The sequence below is a fragment of the Streptococcus raffinosi genome (genome assembly GCF_030284685.1).
GTDB classification, from domain to species: Bacteria; Bacillota; Bacilli; order Lactobacillales; family Streptococcaceae; genus Streptococcus; species Streptococcus raffinosi.
This window is the reverse complement of the sequence record NZ_JASUZV010000002.1, coordinates 102,132-120,248: the sequence shown is the minus strand read 5'-3', so window position 1 is coordinate 120,248 and position 18,117 is coordinate 102,132. Positions and strand designations below refer to the sequence as shown.

Sequence of the window (18,117 nt, the reverse complement as noted above, 5' to 3'; positions counted from 1 at the left end):
GGTAGGTGCTGTAACACCAGAAGTCCCGTCTGATACATGACTAGCGCTTGTGTCAGGAACCTTGTCTGTTGGAACAGGAGTAGTCACACTAACCGTTGGACTAGTTGAACCGTCACTAACAGGAGTTGTTTCATCAGCGAAAACCCCAACCCCTGATGATGCAGTTGCAAGCACTGCTGTTGAGATAAGTGAAATAAATTTTGCTTTATTCAAAGTCTCATACCTCTCTTTTCTTTTCCTTGCGGTGATAACCGACACCGCTTAAGCGAAGGAAGGATTGATTGTTTTGCACAAATTTTCTTGCAATAACTAAATTATTCCGTTTAACGACTGATATTGTTTGAAATATGGTTGCAAAAGCTACAATCTCTTCCACGTTTACAATTCGTCCATTTTTTCGCTCTTTTTTTTGAATTGCTGCGAACTTTGGCCGACATTTGGCAACGGTACCGTCTTGAAGATATAGCATTACACCACCTTCAAGACCGAGTTGCCTGAGATCTGATAATCTCAAAAGAGTATCATTCATTTCGAACTCCTTTTTTGCTTTTGTTTAACTAAAAATAGTTAAATCTGCATTTTGACGTAAGGTTTATAGCTTTGTTCACCTCAAACTCATAAGGCTGGTAGCCACGGCCCGCTTGACCAACCACACCATTTTAACTGTGGGTCCTACCTCGTTAGCACTCACTTTTGTAAGTGTGCCTTTGTTATACTTGATACCAGGCGCTAGATATACTTCTACTAGCTACGCTTTCGCCCCCATTTCTTTTTTTTATGCCTTTAGTATCACTAATCAGGACGAAAGATTATTATTCAGTTTTCAAAGGTCAAAAGCAGTTTTAAGACTTACCAAGGTCAAAACTAAAGCAGCTTGCTACATACCAATTCCAATAACCTTAGTATGCATATCTATAAAGGGTCCATTGGCCTACACTATCATAGACCCACCCAACGTTTTTAGCATATCCTTTTAATACGCTTCTACGGTAGATTCTACGTCCAACTCTCATATATTCCCAAGTGCGATACACACCTGAGCTTGCAGATGCTACATTGGAACCATTAGCAGTACTTACCGCTTCAATAGTAGCGCTGCCTACTCCAAGAAGAGCGGCCGCAAGCATAGCTTTTGTTGTAAGTTTAGCAAATTTCATTTTGCTACCTCCTGAAAACATTTGTGACAGTTTAACGACTTATCCAGGTCATGCTTTCAAGAAGGTACTTACTTATATTTGCCAGGTCATCCATTAGTATTTTCTTGTTTCCGTCTCTCTTGATTGAAAACAGCTAAAATGCCATTAAAAACAAATTCTGCAATTTTTTCTGTAGATGATGCATAGCGCATATTTTCTAGGGCGTATTGATAACGTTCATCAAAGTGACGCATTACAAAGTCTGATGAAGCTTTTGAGAACCTCTCTTGTCTTAGACGTTCATATACAAGTCCCCAAATATAATCTCTATCGTACTGTGTCGCTTCATCAACTTTTCGGTTTAGCGTGTTTTGATATTTATCATCTTGACTAGGGTAAGCTATCTCCTCGTCATCCTCAGAAGGAATGTCAGTGTCGCTAATATTAGTATCACTGTTATCAGTATCATTAGTGTCTGAATCTGACACCCCCCTAGTCTGAATCTGACACCCCTCTAGTCTAAATCTGACACCCCCCTGGTCTAAATCTGACACCGGGGGGGTGTCTGGTTCAGAGAAGTCAGTGTTTACAAGGGTTCTAGTAGATTTGTCGTCAATTAATTGACCTAGATATATTCTATTTGCGAGGGTACCTTTTTGACTATTTGACTGCTTAACTTCATAAATCAAGCCGTACTCAGTCAATTGCTTTTTAATTCTTAGAAGTGTTGATTTTGAACAATTCAAAATTTCCATCAAATTAGCATTTGAATAAACTAGATAAATATATCCTGCTTCGTCAATCCAGTTATTTTTCAGGGAAAGACTCAAGCGATCTTTTAGAATTGCGTAAGCAACTTTAGTGTCAATCCGCATTTGTTTATAGCGGTCACTTTCAAAAAGAATTTTGGGCAATGCATAGAAACGTTCTGACGTTTGAAATTCGTCTGCTGTAATCATCTGAATTTTTGTCATTACTTATACCTCTTTCAGTCTGAAATCACCGTTGGAAGCAAAACCGACTAAGCCAAAGGCTTCAAGTTCTTCAATACTGGTGACTGTTTCCTGACGTGATAACCCTGTTTGTTCCATCAAGAAAGAAATAATAGCTTCTCGTGAATTTAGCTCGCTAGGTGTCATCCCTGACCTCCAAATTAGATTTTTTAAATAAATAAAAGAGAACGCTCTTAACGCTCTCTTTGTAATTTTTCTAATCTTCCAAATCGGGACACATACTGGGGTATTCCCCATTTTAGATTTAAGAATATTTTTGAAAACTCTCTTAAGTTAGCAAAGTAAGCATCAAATGAGACTTTCCGCCGTGATGAAAGCACCTGAAACGAACACGTTTCAGGTGCTTAGAAATTTTGAAATCTTAGATAAAAACTTAGTCACGGAACTTCAAAGGAGTTGGCTGATGTCAAACATCACCTAACGAAAGTTTCTAAAAGAACCTTTATTCAATTCATCATAGAAACTCTTTTCATTTTACTTACTTTGTTTGTAAGTCGATGCTTCTTTTAGCCATTGGTCAAATTTGCCTGAGTTTTTAGTCTCTTTGATGACGGCGTTAATTTCTTTAAGTAAGTCATCTGAGCCTTTACGTGTTGCAACTGCATAGGCATCTGAACCGTCTGACTTGAGGTTAAAGTTGGCAAGGGTCAAATCATCATTTTGAGAGATGTACCCTTCGGCAATAGCCTTTTCAAGTACAACGGCCTGAATTTGTCCTGACTTAAGTTCATTAATCATTTCACCATTTGAAGCCAGTGAAACCACGCTAGCTTTCGGAATTTGTTTCTTAGCGACTGTTTCTTGAACAGATCCTTTTTGAGTACCGACAGTTTGTTTAGCTAGACTATCAGTGCTTGTAAAGTCATTGACCTTATCTTTCTTGACAATAACCACATTTTCAGCGGTGTAATAGCTATCAGAAAAATCATAGACTTTCTTACGCTCGTTTGTTACCGAGATCCCTGCGATGGCAATATCTGCCTTGCCACTTTGCACACTAGCTAGGACATTGTCAAAAGACATAACGGAAAATTCGACCTTGACACCTAATTTCTTTCCGATGGCCTTGGCCAACTCGATATCTGCTCCGACCAAAGTGTCCTTGCCATTAATGAGCGTTTTGAATTCAAAAGGCGCAAACTCTGATTCAGTGGCGACAACAATTTTCTTCTTGTCCTTAATCGTTTGAGGTTTCACCCCCTGACTTCCGCTACAGGCGACCAAAACGCAGGCTGCGACTAGGGCCGTGAGCATAAACCAAAATTTCTTCATTGTTTACTCCTTATTTAGTAGGACTCTTTAGTGAGAGAGCGTAAGCGTCTTGTACAAAGCTATCAATCTTACCTTCTTTTTTGAGTTTAGTAATCACCTTGTTGACTTTAGCTTTTAGTTCATCACTTCCCTTAGGCATGGCTACAGCATAAGCATCATTTGAATCTGATTTAAGCTTAATGTCTGACACAGCCAAGTCACTATTTTGTTCCACATAACCTTGAGCGATAGCTTTTTCGAGGACGACACCATCAACTTGACCAGATTTCAATTCATTAATAGCTTCACCAGGTTGTGACAAAGCTACGACATTAGCATCTGACAAATTAGATTTAGCAATTTTTTCTTGGATAGAACCTTTTTGAACAGCTACAGATTTCTTAGCAAAGTCGCTGGTTTGCTTGTAAGTTCCTGTGTCGTCTTTTTTAACGACAAGAACTGTTTCAGACTCATAGTAAGTATCTGAGAAATCGAAGGTTTTCTGACGTTCCTTAGTTGCCGAAATACCAGAAATGGCAATATCTGCTTTACCAGACTGAACGCTGGCTAGGACATTGTCAAAGGACATTTCAGAGAATTTGACTTTCACACCAAGTTCATCAGCAATAGCCTTAGCAATTTCAACATCTGCCCCAACGACAGTATCTTTACCATCTTGGAGGGTTTTAAACTCAAAGGGAGCAAAGTGAGGATTAAGCGCCACTGTTAAAGTCCCCTTATCCTTGACCTTATCCAAGGTATTATTTGATGACGAACAAGCCGCCAAAGTTGTCAAAGCAAAGACTCCAGCGATTCCCAACAAAAATTTCTGCCATGTTTTCATAATCAATCTCTTTTCTATATTTATTAACTATTTAAGTATAATAATGTATTATTATTCATTTGTCAATGGCAAAATGGACTTTTATTGATTATAACTTTTATTTTTATTAATTTTTTGCTTGTTAATCACTAGGAATTTCCTTTATTTTAAAGCTCTCCATATCATTTTAAAAATAATAAAAAAACTATTCATTCATTTGAATAAATAGTTCATTTTATTACCAAAATTCTCGGATGAAGTCATCTTCAAGGCGCTCCCGATAGAAAAGTTCTGAGAGATTGTCTTCTTCAAAGACACGTAAAAGATTGAGCATGTCATAGGCCAATTCCATCTTAGACACATCCTCTCGGGGAACCCAGCGAACTTCGCCTTCCTCTGTTGAATGAATCTCTCCTTCAAAATCTGAAGTTCTATAAAGGAATACTAGATAACGCTCATCTTCAGTCGTGTACCAATGCTTCATACCAACTAATTTAGGATTTTTGATGGTCAGACCAGTTTCCTCCTTAACCTCACGGATAACTGATTCTACCAGACCTTCGTGTGCTTCGATATGGCCACCGGGTAGGGCCGCTCCCGACCAAGAATAACGCTTTGGATCCCGGATTTGCATGACAATGTTTCCACGGCCATCTTCGATGAGACACATATTCGTTAAAATAGTTGCTTGTGAACGTGACATATATTTCCTTTCTTTCATATACAATAGATTGCTTGAATAAAGGCTGAGGCAGGAATGTGTCAATTAATCCATACTCTTCAGCTCTAGCACCATATCACGGATTTGAGCCGCCAATTCAAAGTCAAGCAATTCTGCTGCTTCGTGCATTTGCTTTTGAAGTTTCTTGATGGCTTCTTGGCGCTCTTTCTTGTTCATGGCACTGTAGTCCACCGTATCCTCAGCCACTTCTGCTTCATTAGCCTTAGTGATAGAAATAAGATCTCGGATTTCCTTCTTGATGGTTTGTGGAACTATGCCATGCTCCTTATTATAGGCCATTTGGATTTCACGACGACGAGCCGTTTCATCCATGGCTTTCTGCATAGACTCCGTAATCTTATCCGCATACATGATTACGTGTCCTTCGCTATTTCGGGCAGCACGTCCAATCGTTTGGATAAGTCCACGTTCGTTACGAAGGAAGCCTTCCTTATCCGCATCCAAAATAGCAACCAGACTAACTTCAGGAACGTCAATCCCCTCACGGAGAAGGTTAATCCCGATAAGGACATCAAAGACACCTAGACGCAAGTCACGAATAATCTCCGTACGCTCTAGGGTCTTAATGTCAGAGTGCATGTATTTGACCTTGACACCCATTTCCTTGAGGTAATCGGTCAAGTCTTCAGCCATCTTCTTAGTCAAAGTTGTTACAAAGACACGCTCGCCTTTTTCAGTACGGGCATTAATTTCACCAAGGAGGTCATCCATTTGACCCATAGTTGGACGAACTTCGACTTCTGGATCAAGAAGCCCTGTCGGACGGATGATTTGCTCAACCACAGTCTCGGTCTGCTCCATCTCATAGTCACCCGGGGTAGCAGAAACATAGACAATCTGATGCACATGACTCTCGAATTCTTCACGTCGAAGGGGACGGTTATCAAGAGCCGATGGCAAACGGAAACCGTAATCAACCAACATCTTCTTACGGGCTTGGTCTCCGTTATACATTCCTTTAATCTGTCCCATGGTCATGTGGCTTTCATCAATCATAATGAGGAAATCTTCTGGGAAGAAGTCAAGCAAAGTAAATGGTGGCTCTCCCTCTTTACGACCATCCATGTGTCGTGAGTAGTTTTCAACACCATTGGTGTAGCCCATCTCACGAAGCATTTCAACATCGTATTCTGTCCTTTGACGAATACGTTGAGCCTCGATGAGTTTACCTTCGGCCTCAAATTGCTTAACCTGAGCCTCCATCTCTTCCATAATATTGTGAATTGCTTCTTCCATATGCTCTTCATTGGTCATAAAGTGAGTAGCCGGGAAAAGAACAAGGTGCTCAACTTCACCGAGATTGCGTCCGGTCAGGCTCTCAATCTCACAGATGCGGTCAATCTCATCACCGAAAAATTCCACTCGAAAAGCATGTTCGTCACGGCTGGCAGGAAAAATTTCGACAACATCGCCACGTACACGGAATTTCCCACGTTGAAAATCAATGTCGTTTCGCTCAAATTGAATATCAACCAAGTCATTGAGCAACTTGTCTCGAGAAATCTCTTGACCTGGACGAAGGCTGACCGCTGAATCCGCATATTCTTTGGGCGAACCCAAACCGTAAATACAAGAAACAGAAGCCACAACGATCACATCATTGCGTTCCAATAGGGCTGATGTTGCTGAGTGACGGAGCTTATCAATTTCATCGTTTACAGAGCTATCTTTTTCAATATAGGTATCTGATGATGGCACATATGCCTCTGGCTGATAGAAATCGTAGTAGGAAACGAAGTATTCCACAGCATTGTCTGGGAAAAATTCTTTGAACTCACCATAAAGCTGACCTGCCAAAGTTTTATTGTGGGCGATAACCAAGGTTGGTTTATTCACGCGCTGGATGACCTGACTCATGGTATAGGTCTTACCTGTCCCTGTTGCTCCCTTTAGGATTTGAGCCTTCTCACCACCTTCAATATTATCAACCAAGGTTTCGATGGCCTGAGGTTGGTCCCCAGAAGGTTCGTATTTAGAAACCAAATGGAATTGGTTGTCTTCTTTTCTATCTATCATGGTTTTTCCTTTCATTTATGTAATCATTCATCTCTTGGTCGGAGAAAATTTCCCCACTTGTAAGCGGAATTTGAATCATTCGCATTTTAGCGACATAGGCACGTTTCTTCCGTGATTGATGACCAAGTTTTTTGTCATAGGTAACAGCTGTCTCACCATTTTTGAAGAAGACAAGCAAAACCTGGTACCTCTTTTTATCATCAACTTCGGCATCATAGTCGAAGACATGCTCAATGCGTTTCAAAGAATATCTCACCGTCGAAGATCGTTCAATATCCTCCATCCGTGTTGTCCAAGCTTTCTTGACAAACTCAATCTCGGATAAGGGAATGTCAAAGGTTTTCCGTCCAAATGCTTGGCCGTAGTAGGTCAAGAAATTGTCATCAAGTTCCAAGAGGTTACCATGACCTTTGAGATTTACGATACCGTCTATGAGGATAACAATGGATAATAAGAGCCAAAATAAAACAATGAGACCCACGAATAACTTGACTGGATTTTCACGAAGAGAACCTCTAATGAGCTCAGGATAAAGAATCCATAAAGACAAGACGGAAAATATAAGGCCAACCACTATTTTCAATTTCAACATGACCCTATCAAGCTTAACTATCATATTGTCCCCTCCAAGTGTTTCTTCTATTTTAACATAGAAGTAAAAAGACCGAGTCTTTAGAACTCAGCCTTAAAAATTTTCTTTTTTCAATTGTAATCGGAGGATGACGATACCTACCAGAAGAACGAGACAGGTAACGATATTTCCTTCTAGACCAAAGGCTCCACCTGACAACCAATCAGGAACGCCTGACCTGGCCTGAAAGTGCAATAAGCTACCGCCTACATCCCGTCCACTAACTGCCACACCAACTAGATTTCCTTGCGCAAAGTTCCAAGCACCGTGAAGGGCAGCGACACCCCAGATATTATCTGTCTTGAGCATGTAAAGGGCCATGAGAACCCCTACTAAAACAATACTGATAAGAGACAAGGCGGTAACCCCTTGATTTCCCATGTGTAGCATTGAAAAGAGAGAACTTGAAATAGCAATTCCCCAAGAAAGGTTCAATTTATTAGTAACTGTCTGAAGCAACCAACCACGAGTCACCAGCTCCTCGGTTCCACCTTGGATAAACCAGAAAGGTATTAGGGATAGTATATATAGGAGGGTTCTCTGAGAAAAATCTACTCTTACAAATTCTAAACCACCAAGTAAATAAGTCCCGAGGAAACTCACTAACAAGAGTAGAGTCCCAAATCCCCAGCCCTTGAGCATATGGCACCAAATAGAGCCTCTAAAGAATCCAAGGGAACGAATGGAGCGCTTTTCAACAACTTTGACCCAGAAAAAGACGATCAGAGCAGTAAAGGCAAAAACACCCAGTTCAAAATACTCAGATGAGAATAACTTAAAGGCGATTGCATTAATATCCTGCGGTTGCACACTACCATTTAGCATCATGACAAAGAGGACAAGGGCTACCGGAATTCCTACAACAAAACCTGCTAACAGTCCACCTATAAGGACAAAACCAGTAGCAATAAGGCAAGAGAGCATAATCATCAGCCAACTTGGGACTTTATCATATAGTCTAGTATATTTCTCAAGCATACGTTTTTTCATTTAAATAACTCCTGTTACAAACCTTACTTGTGTTAGATTCCAGTGTAACGAATTGACATAGGCTTGTCAACTTCTTCTTAAATAGCTCTCATAATTGACGAATCTTGTTATATTTTCTAACATCAAACTTCTCAAAGTTTGATAACAAAGGCTTTTTTTGATAAAATAGGAAGGTATTTTATAAAGGAGAACTTTTTATAATGAAGAAAAAACTTCTGACACTCTTTTTGAGTGCCATGTCAGTTTTCTTTGTTTTCGGAGCTAAAGCATCTGCTAGCACGATTTCAGTTGTTTCAGATACAGCCTATGCCCCATTTGAATTCAAAGACTCTGATCAGACCTACAAGGGTATCGACGTTGATATTATCAACGAAGTTGCCAAACGTGAAAAATGGGATGTTAACCAAACCTATCCTGGTTTTGATGCAGCCGTTAATGCGGTACAAGCAGGACAGGCCGATGCTCTTATGGCTGGTACGACTGTTACCGATGCCCGTAAGAAGGTCTTCACTTTCTCAGACACTTATTACGACACATCCATTGTTATCTACACACGTAGTAGTGATAAAATCAGTGACTACAAACAATTGAAGGGTAAAACAGTTGGTGTTAAAAACGGTACTGCTGCCCAATCATGGCTTGATAAAAACGCAAGCAAGTATGGCTTCACTGTTAAAACGTTTGACACCAGTGATTTGATGAACAATAGTTTGGATTCTGGTTCCGTTGATGCAGCCATGGACGACACACCTGTTGTTCAATACGCTATTGGTCAAGGTAAAGACTATGCCATCAATATTAAGCCTGAATCTATCGGTAGCTTTGCCTTCGCTGTGAAAAAAGGGGGCAAATACGAATACCTCATCAAGGAATTCAACGAAGCTCTTAAAGCTATGAAGAAAGATGGTACCTACGACAAAATCATGAAAAAATGGTTGGGTGACTCATCAAAATCTTCTTCAAAACCTTCAGCAGATCTTAAATTGACTGGTGATGCTAATGCAAAAGCAACTCCTGCCAAGGAAACTTACACCATCTCAATGGACTCATCATTTGCACCATTTGAATATCAAAATGGTTCTGGTAAGTATGTTGGTATCGACGTTGACATCATCAATGCTATTGCTAAAAACCAAGGTTTCAATGTCAAATTAACCAACCCTGGTTTCGATGCATCCCTTAATGCCGTTCAATCTAGCCAAGCCGATGCGGTATTGGCTGGTATGACCATCACGGATGCCCGTAAACAAATCTTTGATTTCTCAGATCCTTACTACACTTCAAACATTCGTTTGGCTGTGAAAAAAGGCTCTAACGTTAAGAAATACGAAGACCTCAAAGGTAAGACTATTGGTGCCAAAAACGGAACATCTTCTTACTCTTGGTTAGAAGAAAATGCCGATAAGTATGGCTTCACGCTTCGTGCATACGATGAAGCTTCTACTATGTATGACAGCTTGAACTCTGGTTCAATCGATGCCCTTATGGATGACGAAGCTGTTCTTCTTTACGCTATCCAACAAGGACGTAACTTTGAAACACCTATTAAGGGAATCTCTACTGGTGAAGTTGGGTTTGCTGTTAAAAAAGGGACTAACCCTGAATTGATTACAATGTTCAACAATGGTTTAGCTGCTATTGTTAAAGACGGTACTTACGATAAGATTATCAACAAATACCTTGACAATAACAAATCTAAAGAAAAGAGCTCAACCAAAGCTGTTGATGAAACAACAATTGTTGGCTTAATTAAAAACAACTACCATCAACTTCTTCAAGGTCTTGGTATCACTATTGGATTGACCCTTCTTTCATTTGCGATTGCCATGATTATCGGTGTCATCTTCGGTATGATGGCAGTTGCACCAAACAAGACCCTTCGTGTGATTTCACAAGTCTTCGTTGACGTTGTCCGTGGTATCCCATTGATGATCGTTGCAGCCTTCATCTATTGGGGTATTCCAAACTTGATTGAAAATATCACTGGTCACCAATCACCAATCAATGACTTTGTGGCAGCGACTATCGCCCTCTCACTTAATGGTGGTGCTTACATTGCTGAAATTGTGCGTGGTGGTATTGAAGCTGTGCCAATTGGTCAAATGGAAGCCAGCCGAAGCTTGGGTGTTCCTTACAATACAACCATGCGTAAGGTTATTTTGCCACAGGCTGTCCGCTTGATGTTGCCAAACTTCATCAACCAATTTGTTATCTCATTGAAGGATACGACTATCGTATCAGCTATCGGTTTGGTCGAACTCTTCCAAACTGGTAAAATCATTATTGCTCGTAACTACCAATCATTCCGTATGTATGCTATCTTGGCCATCCTTTACTTGGTCATCATCACATTCTTAACGAAATTGGCTAAACGACTAGAAAAGAGACTTAAATAATGGCTGAATTGAAAATCGATGTGCAGGACTTGCACAAATCATATGGCGACAATGAAGTCCTTAAAGGCATTGACGCCAAATTCTACGAGGGCGATGTTGTTTGTATCATCGGACCTTCAGGTTCTGGTAAATCAACCTTCCTTCGTACCCTAAATCTACTTGAAACAATTACATCAGGTAAAGTAATCGTGGATGGTTTTGAATTATCAGATCCTAAGACAAATGTTGACAAAGCCCGTGAAAACATCGGGATGGTCTTCCAACACTTCAACCTCTTCCCACACATGTCAGTACTTGAAAACGTGACATTCGCACCTGTTGAACTTGGACGCATGACTAAGGAAGAAGCTGATAAATTAGCGATGGATTTGTTGAAGCGTGTTGGTCTTGAAGACAAGGCTGAAGCGACACCAGATAGCTTGTCAGGTGGACAAAAACAACGTGTGGCAATTGCACGTGGTTTGGCCATGAATCCCGACATCATGCTTTTTGACGAACCGACTTCTGCTCTTGACCCTGAAATGGTCGGAGACGTTCTTGACGTTATGAAAGAGTTAGCACAACAAGGAATGACCATGCTTATCGTTACTCACGAAATGGGATTTGCCCGTCAAGTTGCTAACCGAGTAATCTTTACTGCGGATGGTGAGTTCCTCGAAGATGGCACACCAGATCAAATCTTCGATAACCCTCAACATCCACGTTTGAAAGAATTCTTGGACAAGGTTCTAAACGCCTAATCATCACAACAGTTACTCTTACTAGAGTAGCTGTTTTTGATTGCCACAATTTGAGAAGATAAAAACAGAGCAGGTACTAGACTTGCTCTGTTTCTTCATTTAATTCAGGGTGTTTCGCTGCTTCTTCTTTTGCCAGACGCTCACGTTCAAGACGGAACTTACGGTTTGGATTTAAGCGAGTGAAGAGCTCTTCAAGCTTCTTTGGATTCCATACATCGGCCGCAGAAACGAAGTTTCCATCTTTGTCCCTGAATGATATCGGTTTATCTCCCATTGTAAATCTCTTTTTTCAATAGTTTTTTGTTTTCAGCAACATTTCCTTCGTATTGACCACACCTCAAAAAACCATTCGATTTTTACCGACTTAACTCAGTTAGTGAGGTTGATAGGCAGTTCGCCATAGCGACTGCCGTAGACTATCAAGTGCTTTAGCACTTAGAGCGACTTGAAGCGTCACGACACGAAGGTTAGTCGGTCGATTTTACCGACTTGACGTAGTTAGTGAGGTTGATAGGCAGTTCGCCATAGCGACTGCCGTAGACTATCAAGTGCTTGGCACTTAGAGAGTCTTGCACGGTCACGACACGAAGGTTAGTCGGTCGATTTTACCGACTTAACGTAGTTAGTGAGGTTGATAGGCAGTTCGCCATAGCGACTGCCGTAGACTATCAAGTGCTTTAGCACTTAGAGAGTCTTTCAACGTCAATCCACAAACTCAAATTCGAAGTTACCAATACGAACAATGTCGCCATCCTTAGCCCCACGTTCACGGAGTGCTTCGTCAACTCCCATTCCACGCAATTGACGTGCAAATTTCATAATTGATTCGTCACGTTCCATGTTTGTCATGATAAAGAGTTTTTCAAGTTTTTCACCAGAAAGTACCCATGAAGCATCGTCATCACGGCTAATTTCAAATGGACGTTCATCCTCGTTAAAGCCATAATATACTTCTTCTTGTTCCATATCTTCTTCACTATAAAGTAAGAATTCATCTGTTTGATCAAGAAGTTCTGCGGTCGCTTCCAAAAGATTCTCTAGACCTTGATGAGCCAAACTTGAAATTGGGAAAATTTGTGGTAACTCTTCGAATTCATCGTAATTAGCAGCCAATTTTTCCTTAAACTCTTTCAAGTTTTCCTCAGCCTCAGGCATGTCCATCTTATTAGCAACAATAATTTGCGGACGTTCCATCAAACGCAGGTTGTAAGTTTCCAATTCCTTGTTAATTTGAAGGTAATCTTCGTAAGGATCACGCCCCTCGCTTCCCGACATATCAATCACATGAAGGATAACACGTGTACGCTCAATGTGGCGAAGGAACTGTGTCCCCAATCCAACACCCTGACTAGCCCCTTCAATCAAGCCCGGAAGGTCAGCCAGGGCAAAGCTCTCACCTGACTTAGTACGAACCATTCCCAAGTTAGGAACAATCGTCGTAAAGTGGTAGGCACCAATCTTTGGCTTGGCTGCCGTTACCACACTAAGAATTGTTGATTTACCAACAGATGGAAAACCAACCAAACCAACATCAGCCAAAATCTTCAGTTCCAACTGAAGTTCACGTTCTTCACCTGGTTCACCATTCTCAGCGATTTCAGGTGCAGGGTTACGAGGCGTCGCAAAACGGATATTTCCACGACCGCCACGACCACCATGAGCAATGACAAACTCTTGACCTTCTTCGACCAGGTCAGTAATAACCTTGCCCGTTTCAGCATCACGCACTGTCGTACCTGGTGGAATACTCACAATCAGGTCTTCAGCACCTCGTCCGTGCATTCCCTTTGTCATCCCTTTTTCGCCGTTCTTGGCCTTGAACTTACGGTTATAACGGAAATCCATAAGGGTACGCAAGCCTTCGTCAACCTTGAAAATGACTGAGCCACCCTTTCCGCCGTCACCGCCCCAAGGACCGCCATTCGGCACATATTTTTCACGACGGAAGGCAACCATCCCATCGCCACCACGACCAGCTTTGACGCTAATCTTGGCCGTATCTAAAAACATACTCATCTATTATTTTCTCTCTTTCTGACACATGTTGCATGCCCTCATTTCATCTTAAAGCAATGAGTTTCCGACATACACAAAAAAACGCTTAATAGCGTCTTAAAGGACAGCTGCGACTGCTTGGAAAATCAATGCCCCAACTGTTACTAATAACATAATTAAAACGACAACTATTGTCAGACGTTCAAAGAATGATTTCTTACGTGGTCCGTTATCTCCAAATGCCACTTGAATTTACCTCTTTTTTCTTCTAGTATATCATTTTAATGGTAACAAAAATCTACCTATTTCGCAACTGTTTGTTAAGCTTAAGCCAAAGGAATTCCAAAAACGCTTAATCCGTCTAACTCCTCTTGAGTCAATCGACGCCAAGTGCCAATTTCTAAATCATCTGGCAAAACTAAAGATCCCATACTCAAACGTTGCAAGTCTGTCACTTCCTTACCACAAGCAGCTACCATGCGCTTGACTTGGTGGAATTTACCTTCGGCAATGGTAATCTGAACTGTACTCGTTCTAGCTGCCTGATCTACTGACAAAATCTCCAATTTAGCTGGTTGGCAAGTGTGGTCTTTTAGCTCAATTCCCTTTTCAAAAGCTTGCATATCTGCTTCGTCCATGACACCTGCTACCTTAGCTTGATAAATCTTGTCCACATGTTTTCTAGGTGATAACATAGCGTGAGCCAAATCACCATTGTTGGTCAATAGAAGCAGGCCATGAGTATCAATATCCAACCGACCAACCGGAAAAACCTGCTTGTGGCGAGCTGTCTCATCCAGTAAATCTAAAACCGTCTTATGACGAGCATCTTCTGTTGCCGAAATCACGCCTTTTGGCTTATTCAAGAGATAGTAAACAAAGGTCTCATGTGTTAGTTCCTGACCTTGATAAGCAATCTGGTCCTTCTTCTCATCAATCTGAGTCTTAGGAGATGTTTCCACCTGACCATTGACGGTCACCTGCTTTTTCTTAAGATAGGTCTTGACTTGACTACGACTGCCAAGACCACAGTCAACCAAAAACTTGTCCAGACGCATCTACACATCCTCCTTTATCGGAATCCAAACTTCCATCTCATAATCTTCAGCCTGACGATTACCTGGTGGATAGACCTCTACCATGGGCTGGTTAATAATGTCAAAATGTTTCTTGGCGTGCTGAAAACTCTCCCAGACCGCTGCTGTCGCCGGCCCCTTAAGTTTAAAAACTGCATAATTCGCCGGTGCAAGGGCAATCATCTCCAAGGCATCGTCCTCACCAGCCAAGGCAGTGACATAAGTTTTTCGACTTCCGTCAGTGATGCGAATCCCATAAGTAGTAAGGGCCAAATCATCTCGCTCTGCAAGAAAAGGAATCCAGAGAGGCTCTGTCGGCTTGCCAATTTCTCCACCCTCAAAAGTCAGACCTGAAAACGTCAAAAAGCCTTTTTTAACAATTTCCACATCATAACGAACAGTCACCAGATGAAGTTTTTGAATAACCTGTTTCCTCTCTGTTGGCTGAATCGGTGTCTCATCAGCTAAGGCATAGGAGATTTTTTCCACAAAGGCTTGCTTTTCCTTATCACCAGAACCTATAGGAACAAGCACCCAATCCTCTACCTCCACACTTTTATCTTCACAAAGATAAGTGTAACGCTGACCGCCTTGGTTAAAAGATACTTCAGCCAAACGATAGAGGGGATCTGGGTAATCGACAACCACCATTTCCAGTGCACTTGCTTGGAACAAGAGCTCCTGATCCTTGAGACGTACCTTCATCGCCAAGCTATTCGCATCAATAAAAAAACCGTTATCAGAATCCATCATAGACTGAAAGAAGGCCTGGTGTAAGCCAGAGAAGGTCCAAACAACATGCCAACGACACATCATCTCATAGTCATCAATAGTCACGAGAAGAGACAGTTCTTGCTGATCAGCAGCATAAGAATAAGCTTGGACAATCACTTGTTCCGGTGTCAGGTAGTCATTGACAAAGACCGCAAAATCGTCCATGGTTTGAAAATCTGACATAAGCTCTTCCTCTCTAATCTTCTACTACACCTGTCACATACATGGTAAATGTTGCCCTGGTCAAGATTTTCTCCTCCTGGTTAGTGACGAGGACATCCACCACCTTGGTAGACTTACCATTATGAACACAAAGCCCTTCAATCTTAAGGTCATCAGACAGATGTCCAGCCTTTAAATAATTGATATTAGACTGAAGTGTCACTGCATAATCACCTGTTGAGATGGCCACCAGTCCAGCCACCTGATCACAAAGCGTGAATAAATAACCACCATGTGCGTTGCCAAAATAATTTAGAGACTTCTCAACCACCTTTGTCGTCACGATGACATGGCCAGTTTCAAATAGTTCTTCTTGAAAATTCTCAAATACACGAATTTCATGTAGTTTGTCTTGCATAGCAAGCCCTCCTATCATTTTCTATTCCACTTTAAAACAAATAGCTTATCTTTACTTACTAGTATAACACGAACTTGGTAAAGGATAATCAGCTTATGGAGCTAAGCTGATATCAACCACTATATCTTCGCGAAAGAGCTTCTTGACACGACAAAACTCATCCACAAAGGCCAGCAATTTATCCTCATTTTCGATAACCAAGTCCTCAGGCAAATGTATCTTCAGCTTGAAATGACCCTCTTCATAACTAGAATCAACCTGAATAGCAAGCTCCTCCTTTCCCTGAAACTTGGCAAAATAACTCTGCAAACACATGGTTACACAAGAAGCCAAAGCAATATTCACCAAACTCATGGGTGTTTCCCCGTCCTCAGTGTAGCCAAAAAGTTCCACAGGTGCCCCGTAACCCTCTGAAAGGGAATGATAACGTTTGTCACCCTTGATAGTTGTTTGATACATCTTAGTCACCTCATTACGTTTTACTCTTATTATAACAAAGAGAAGCTGACCTACCGAGCTTAACGACTTGAACTGTCTGTCATTATGATGGAAAGCGTTAAGGAGCTAACCTCTTATTTTCCAATAGATTAGCCTAACACAACACCACTATTACTGAAGGATTACAGTTAGATAAAATCGCCTGAGAGCGCTTTCGAATCCCCCTTTTTTCATTTACAATGGATGTATTAAGAAAAAGGGAGACTATTATGAAAACATTTTCTAAACTTACTTTAGCCTCTGTCTCAGTTCTTGCCTTGTTGACCTTAGCAGCATGTGGCAACTCTAAAGACAAAACTGACTCGTCATCTTCATCAGCATCATCTAGCAAGGTGACCAAAAAATCTTCTTCAAGCAGCTCAAGTGCTTCAGTAAAAGTCAACAAAGACGGTTCAACTGAAGTGAGTGACGGAAACGGTAACTCAGCAAAAACAAACGGAAATAACACTGTCGAAGCCAAAGACAACAATGGCAATAATGGAACAGTGAGCCAGGATGGTTCAGTTGAGGTCAATAGCCAAGACGGAACAAATGTCAAAGTCGGTTCAGACGGAACCGTTTCAATTGGGAACTAAACTAAAACTCTCAGAAAATAATTTCCGAGAGTTTTTTTATCAGTCAAGACTTGAAGGAATAGAATAAACCTATAGATTTTGAAACCATTCGAAACAACACAGCTCTAAAACTTAGATACCAACGACCTTACCCAATCTTGAGTTTTGGAACCATTCGAAACAACACAGCTCTAAAACAACAGAGGATAAATATATGTGGATTGCCAAGTTTTGGAACCATTCGAAACAACACAGCTCTAAAACTGGTCAACATGCACCAATCTGGCTACGAGGGTTTTGGAACCATTCGAAACAACACAGCTCTAAAACATACACATTGTGGTCTTTATCACAAATAGTGTTTTGGAACCATTCGAAACAACACAGCTCTAAAACAGGTGTATAGAAACAACAGTCGCTTTTTTAGTTTTGGAACCATTCGAAACAACACAGCTCTAAAACAAATGGTAACGGAAAGTATAGCCCATTCGAGTTTTGGAACCATTCGAAACAACACAGCTCTAAAACGTAGTCTTGAGCTATTTGAGTGATTGTCAAGTTTTGGAACCATTCGAAACAACACAGCTCTAAAACCTTATGACGAGTTTATGTGGGAAGTCAAAAGTTTTGGAACCATTCGAAACAACACAGCTCTAAAACAAGACACTGCACGGAAAGATTACCGGCAAGGTTTTGGAACCATTCGAAACAACACAGCTCTAAAACGCGATCCCGAAAATAATTTTCTTAAGTGGCGTTTTGGAACCATTCGAAACAACACAGCTCTAAAACAAGCGAGCAAAGTGGTAGTAACCAATACAAGTTTTGGAACCATTCGAAACAACACAGCTCTAAAACCTTTCCCACTTCGAAATAGTTGAATCAGACGTTTTGGAACCATT

The 18,117-nt window shown here is 41.0% G+C and carries 20 protein-coding genes, 1 pseudogene and 1 CRISPR repeat array (1 of these 22 cut by a window edge); of the genes and pseudogenes, 3 read left to right on the top strand and 18 right to left on the bottom strand.

Annotation, left to right across the window (positions count from 1 at the left end; all coding sequences use genetic code 11):
- From QRD39_RS02050 to QRD39_RS02000, 11 genes and pseudogenes are all read right to left on the bottom strand, one after another.
- Positions 1-213: pseudogene (locus QRD39_RS02050) on the bottom strand (LPXTG cell wall anchor domain-containing protein); the annotation flags it as partial.
- 4 nt (positions 214-217) lie between these two features.
- Positions 218-529, bottom strand: coding sequence for a hypothetical protein (locus QRD39_RS02045; RefSeq protein WP_285955485.1), 312 nt, complete (start codon positions 527-529; stop codon positions 218-220).
- Positions 530-899: 370 nt separating this feature from the next.
- Positions 900-1,157 carry a hypothetical protein gene (locus tag QRD39_RS02040; RefSeq protein WP_285955484.1) on the bottom strand — a complete coding sequence of 86 codons (258 nt, stop codon included), beginning with the start codon at positions 1,155-1,157 and terminating at the stop codon, positions 900-902.
- A gap of 86 nt (positions 1,158-1,243) precedes the next feature.
- On the bottom strand, positions 1,244-2,110 hold the full coding sequence (locus QRD39_RS02035) for a replication initiator protein A (protein ID WP_285955483.1): 867 nt from the start codon (positions 2,108-2,110) through the stop codon (positions 1,244-1,246).
- A 3-nt stretch (positions 2,111-2,113) separates the two neighbouring features.
- Entirely contained in the window at positions 2,114-2,275 is a 162-nt protein-coding gene (locus QRD39_RS02030; RefSeq protein WP_285955482.1) for a hypothetical protein, read from the bottom strand.
- A 348-nt stretch (positions 2,276-2,623) separates the two neighbouring features.
- Positions 2,624-3,421, bottom strand: coding sequence for a transporter substrate-binding domain-containing protein (locus QRD39_RS02025; protein ID WP_285955481.1), 798 nt, complete (start codon positions 3,419-3,421; stop codon positions 2,624-2,626).
- 10 nt (positions 3,422-3,431) lie between these two features.
- Positions 3,432-4,244 (bottom strand): transporter substrate-binding domain-containing protein, encoded by an 813-nt coding sequence (locus QRD39_RS02020; RefSeq protein ID WP_285955480.1) that lies wholly within the window; start codon positions 4,242-4,244, stop codon positions 3,432-3,434.
- Between the two features lie 217 nt (positions 4,245-4,461).
- Positions 4,462-4,926: an 8-oxo-dGTP diphosphatase gene (locus QRD39_RS02015; RefSeq protein ID WP_285955479.1), complete on the bottom strand. Its 465-nt coding sequence runs from the start codon at positions 4,924-4,926 to the stop codon at positions 4,462-4,464.
- Positions 4,927-4,989: 63 nt separating this feature from the next.
- A complete protein-coding gene (gene uvrB, locus QRD39_RS02010) occupies positions 4,990-6,981 on the bottom strand; it encodes an excinuclease ABC subunit UvrB (protein WP_285955478.1) in 1,992 nt (663 codons plus the stop codon).
- Positions 6,971-7,597, bottom strand: coding sequence for a hypothetical protein (locus QRD39_RS02005; RefSeq protein WP_285955477.1), 627 nt, complete (start codon positions 7,595-7,597; stop codon positions 6,971-6,973). Before QRD39_RS02005 ends, uvrB begins: the two co-directional genes overlap by 11 nt.
- A gap of 69 nt (positions 7,598-7,666) precedes the next feature.
- Entirely contained in the window at positions 7,667-8,602 is a 936-nt protein-coding gene (locus QRD39_RS02000; protein ID WP_285955476.1) for a CPBP family intramembrane glutamic endopeptidase, read from the bottom strand.
- A 200-nt stretch (positions 8,603-8,802) separates the two neighbouring features.
- Between QRD39_RS02000 and QRD39_RS01995 the strand changes: the two genes are divergently transcribed.
- Complete coding sequence (locus QRD39_RS01995) at positions 8,803-10,998, top strand: ABC transporter substrate-binding protein/permease (RefSeq protein WP_285955475.1); 2,196 nt, start codon at positions 8,803-8,805, stop codon at positions 10,996-10,998.
- On the top strand, positions 10,998-11,738 hold the full coding sequence (locus QRD39_RS01990) for an amino acid ABC transporter ATP-binding protein (RefSeq protein WP_002889453.1): 741 nt from the start codon (positions 10,998-11,000) through the stop codon (positions 11,736-11,738). Before QRD39_RS01995 ends, QRD39_RS01990 begins: the two co-directional genes overlap by 1 nt.
- Before the next feature lie 76 nt (positions 11,739-11,814).
- Here the strand turns inward: QRD39_RS01990 and QRD39_RS01985 are convergent, their stop codons facing one another.
- The 7 genes from QRD39_RS01985 to QRD39_RS01955 form a co-directional block, all read right to left on the bottom strand.
- On the bottom strand, positions 11,815-12,012 hold the full coding sequence (locus QRD39_RS01985) for a GTPase (protein WP_143568026.1): 198 nt from the start codon (positions 12,010-12,012) through the stop codon (positions 11,815-11,817).
- Between the two features lie 428 nt (positions 12,013-12,440).
- Positions 12,441-13,754, bottom strand: a complete 1,314-nt coding sequence (gene obgE, locus QRD39_RS01980; protein WP_285955474.1) for a GTPase ObgE — start codon at positions 13,752-13,754, stop codon at positions 12,441-12,443.
- Between the two features lie 96 nt (positions 13,755-13,850).
- Positions 13,851-13,979, bottom strand: coding sequence for a DUF4044 domain-containing protein (locus QRD39_RS01975; RefSeq protein WP_021146256.1), 129 nt, complete (start codon positions 13,977-13,979; stop codon positions 13,851-13,853).
- 80 nt (positions 13,980-14,059) lie between these two features.
- Positions 14,060-14,791, bottom strand: coding sequence for a pseudouridine synthase (locus tag QRD39_RS01970; RefSeq protein ID WP_285955473.1), 732 nt, complete (start codon positions 14,789-14,791; stop codon positions 14,060-14,062).
- Positions 14,792-15,766, bottom strand: a complete 975-nt coding sequence (locus QRD39_RS01965; protein WP_285955472.1) for a GyrI-like domain-containing protein — start codon at positions 15,764-15,766, stop codon at positions 14,792-14,794.
- A gap of 13 nt (positions 15,767-15,779) precedes the next feature.
- Positions 15,780-16,163 (bottom strand): PaaI family thioesterase, encoded by a 384-nt coding sequence (locus QRD39_RS01960; RefSeq protein ID WP_285955471.1) that lies wholly within the window; start codon positions 16,161-16,163, stop codon positions 15,780-15,782.
- Between the two features lie 93 nt (positions 16,164-16,256).
- Positions 16,257-16,622 (bottom strand): OsmC family protein, encoded by a 366-nt coding sequence (locus QRD39_RS01955; RefSeq protein ID WP_285955470.1) that lies wholly within the window; start codon positions 16,620-16,622, stop codon positions 16,257-16,259.
- A gap of 248 nt (positions 16,623-16,870) precedes the next feature.
- Between QRD39_RS01955 and QRD39_RS01950 the strand changes: the two genes are divergently transcribed.
- Positions 16,871-17,236: a histidine kinase gene (locus QRD39_RS01950; protein ID WP_285955469.1), complete on the top strand. Its 366-nt coding sequence runs from the start codon at positions 16,871-16,873 to the stop codon at positions 17,234-17,236.
- A gap of 75 nt (positions 17,237-17,311) precedes the next feature.
- A CRISPR array of direct repeats spans positions 17,312-18,117; the repeat unit is 36 nt; unit sequence GTTTTGGAACCATTCGAAACAACACAGCTCTAAAAC (it continues 1,277 nt past the right edge of the window).

Coding starts and splice junctions, on each gene's coding strand:
- QRD39_RS02015 (WP_285955479.1), bottom strand. CDS start 4,926: ATGTCACGTTCACAAGCAACTATTTTAACGAATATGTGTCTCATCGAA.
- QRD39_RS01965 (WP_285955472.1), bottom strand. CDS start 15,766: ATGTCAGATTTTCAAACCATGGACGATTTTGCGGTCTTTGTCAATGAC.
- QRD39_RS01960 (WP_285955471.1), bottom strand. CDS start 16,163: ATGCAAGACAAACTACATGAAATTCGTGTATTTGAGAATTTTCAAGAA.
- obgE (WP_285955474.1), bottom strand. CDS start 13,754: ATGAGTATGTTTTTAGATACGGCCAAGATTAGCGTCAAAGCTGGTCGT.
- QRD39_RS02045 (WP_285955485.1), bottom strand. CDS start 529: ATGAATGATACTCTTTTGAGATTATCAGATCTCAGGCAACTCGGTCTT.
- QRD39_RS01995 (WP_285955475.1), top strand. CDS start 8,803: ATGAAGAAAAAACTTCTGACACTCTTTTTGAGTGCCATGTCAGTTTTC.
- uvrB (WP_285955478.1), bottom strand. CDS start 6,981: ATGATAGATAGAAAAGAAGACAACCAATTCCATTTGGTTTCTAAATAC.
- QRD39_RS01990 (WP_002889453.1), top strand. CDS start 10,998: ATGGCTGAATTGAAAATCGATGTGCAGGACTTGCACAAATCATATGGC.
- QRD39_RS02040 (WP_285955484.1), bottom strand. CDS start 1,157: ATGAAATTTGCTAAACTTACAACAAAAGCTATGCTTGCGGCCGCTCTT.
- QRD39_RS02005 (WP_285955477.1), bottom strand. CDS start 7,597: ATGATAGTTAAGCTTGATAGGGTCATGTTGAAATTGAAAATAGTGGTT.
- QRD39_RS02030 (WP_285955482.1), bottom strand. CDS start 2,275: ATGACACCTAGCGAGCTAAATTCACGAGAAGCTATTATTTCTTTCTTG.
- QRD39_RS02035 (WP_285955483.1), bottom strand. CDS start 2,110: ATGACAAAAATTCAGATGATTACAGCAGACGAATTTCAAACGTCAGAA.
- QRD39_RS01985 (WP_143568026.1), bottom strand. CDS start 12,012: ATGGGAGATAAACCGATATCATTCAGGGACAAAGATGGAAACTTCGTT.
- QRD39_RS01950 (WP_285955469.1), top strand. CDS start 16,871: ATGAAAACATTTTCTAAACTTACTTTAGCCTCTGTCTCAGTTCTTGCC.
- QRD39_RS01955 (WP_285955470.1), bottom strand. CDS start 16,622: ATGTATCAAACAACTATCAAGGGTGACAAACGTTATCATTCCCTTTCA.
- QRD39_RS02020 (WP_285955480.1), bottom strand. CDS start 4,244: ATGAAAACATGGCAGAAATTTTTGTTGGGAATCGCTGGAGTCTTTGCT.
- QRD39_RS02025 (WP_285955481.1), bottom strand. CDS start 3,421: ATGAAGAAATTTTGGTTTATGCTCACGGCCCTAGTCGCAGCCTGCGTT.
- QRD39_RS01970 (WP_285955473.1), bottom strand. CDS start 14,791: ATGCGTCTGGACAAGTTTTTGGTTGACTGTGGTCTTGGCAGTCGTAGT.
- QRD39_RS02000 (WP_285955476.1), bottom strand. CDS start 8,602: ATGAAAAAACGTATGCTTGAGAAATATACTAGACTATATGATAAAGTC.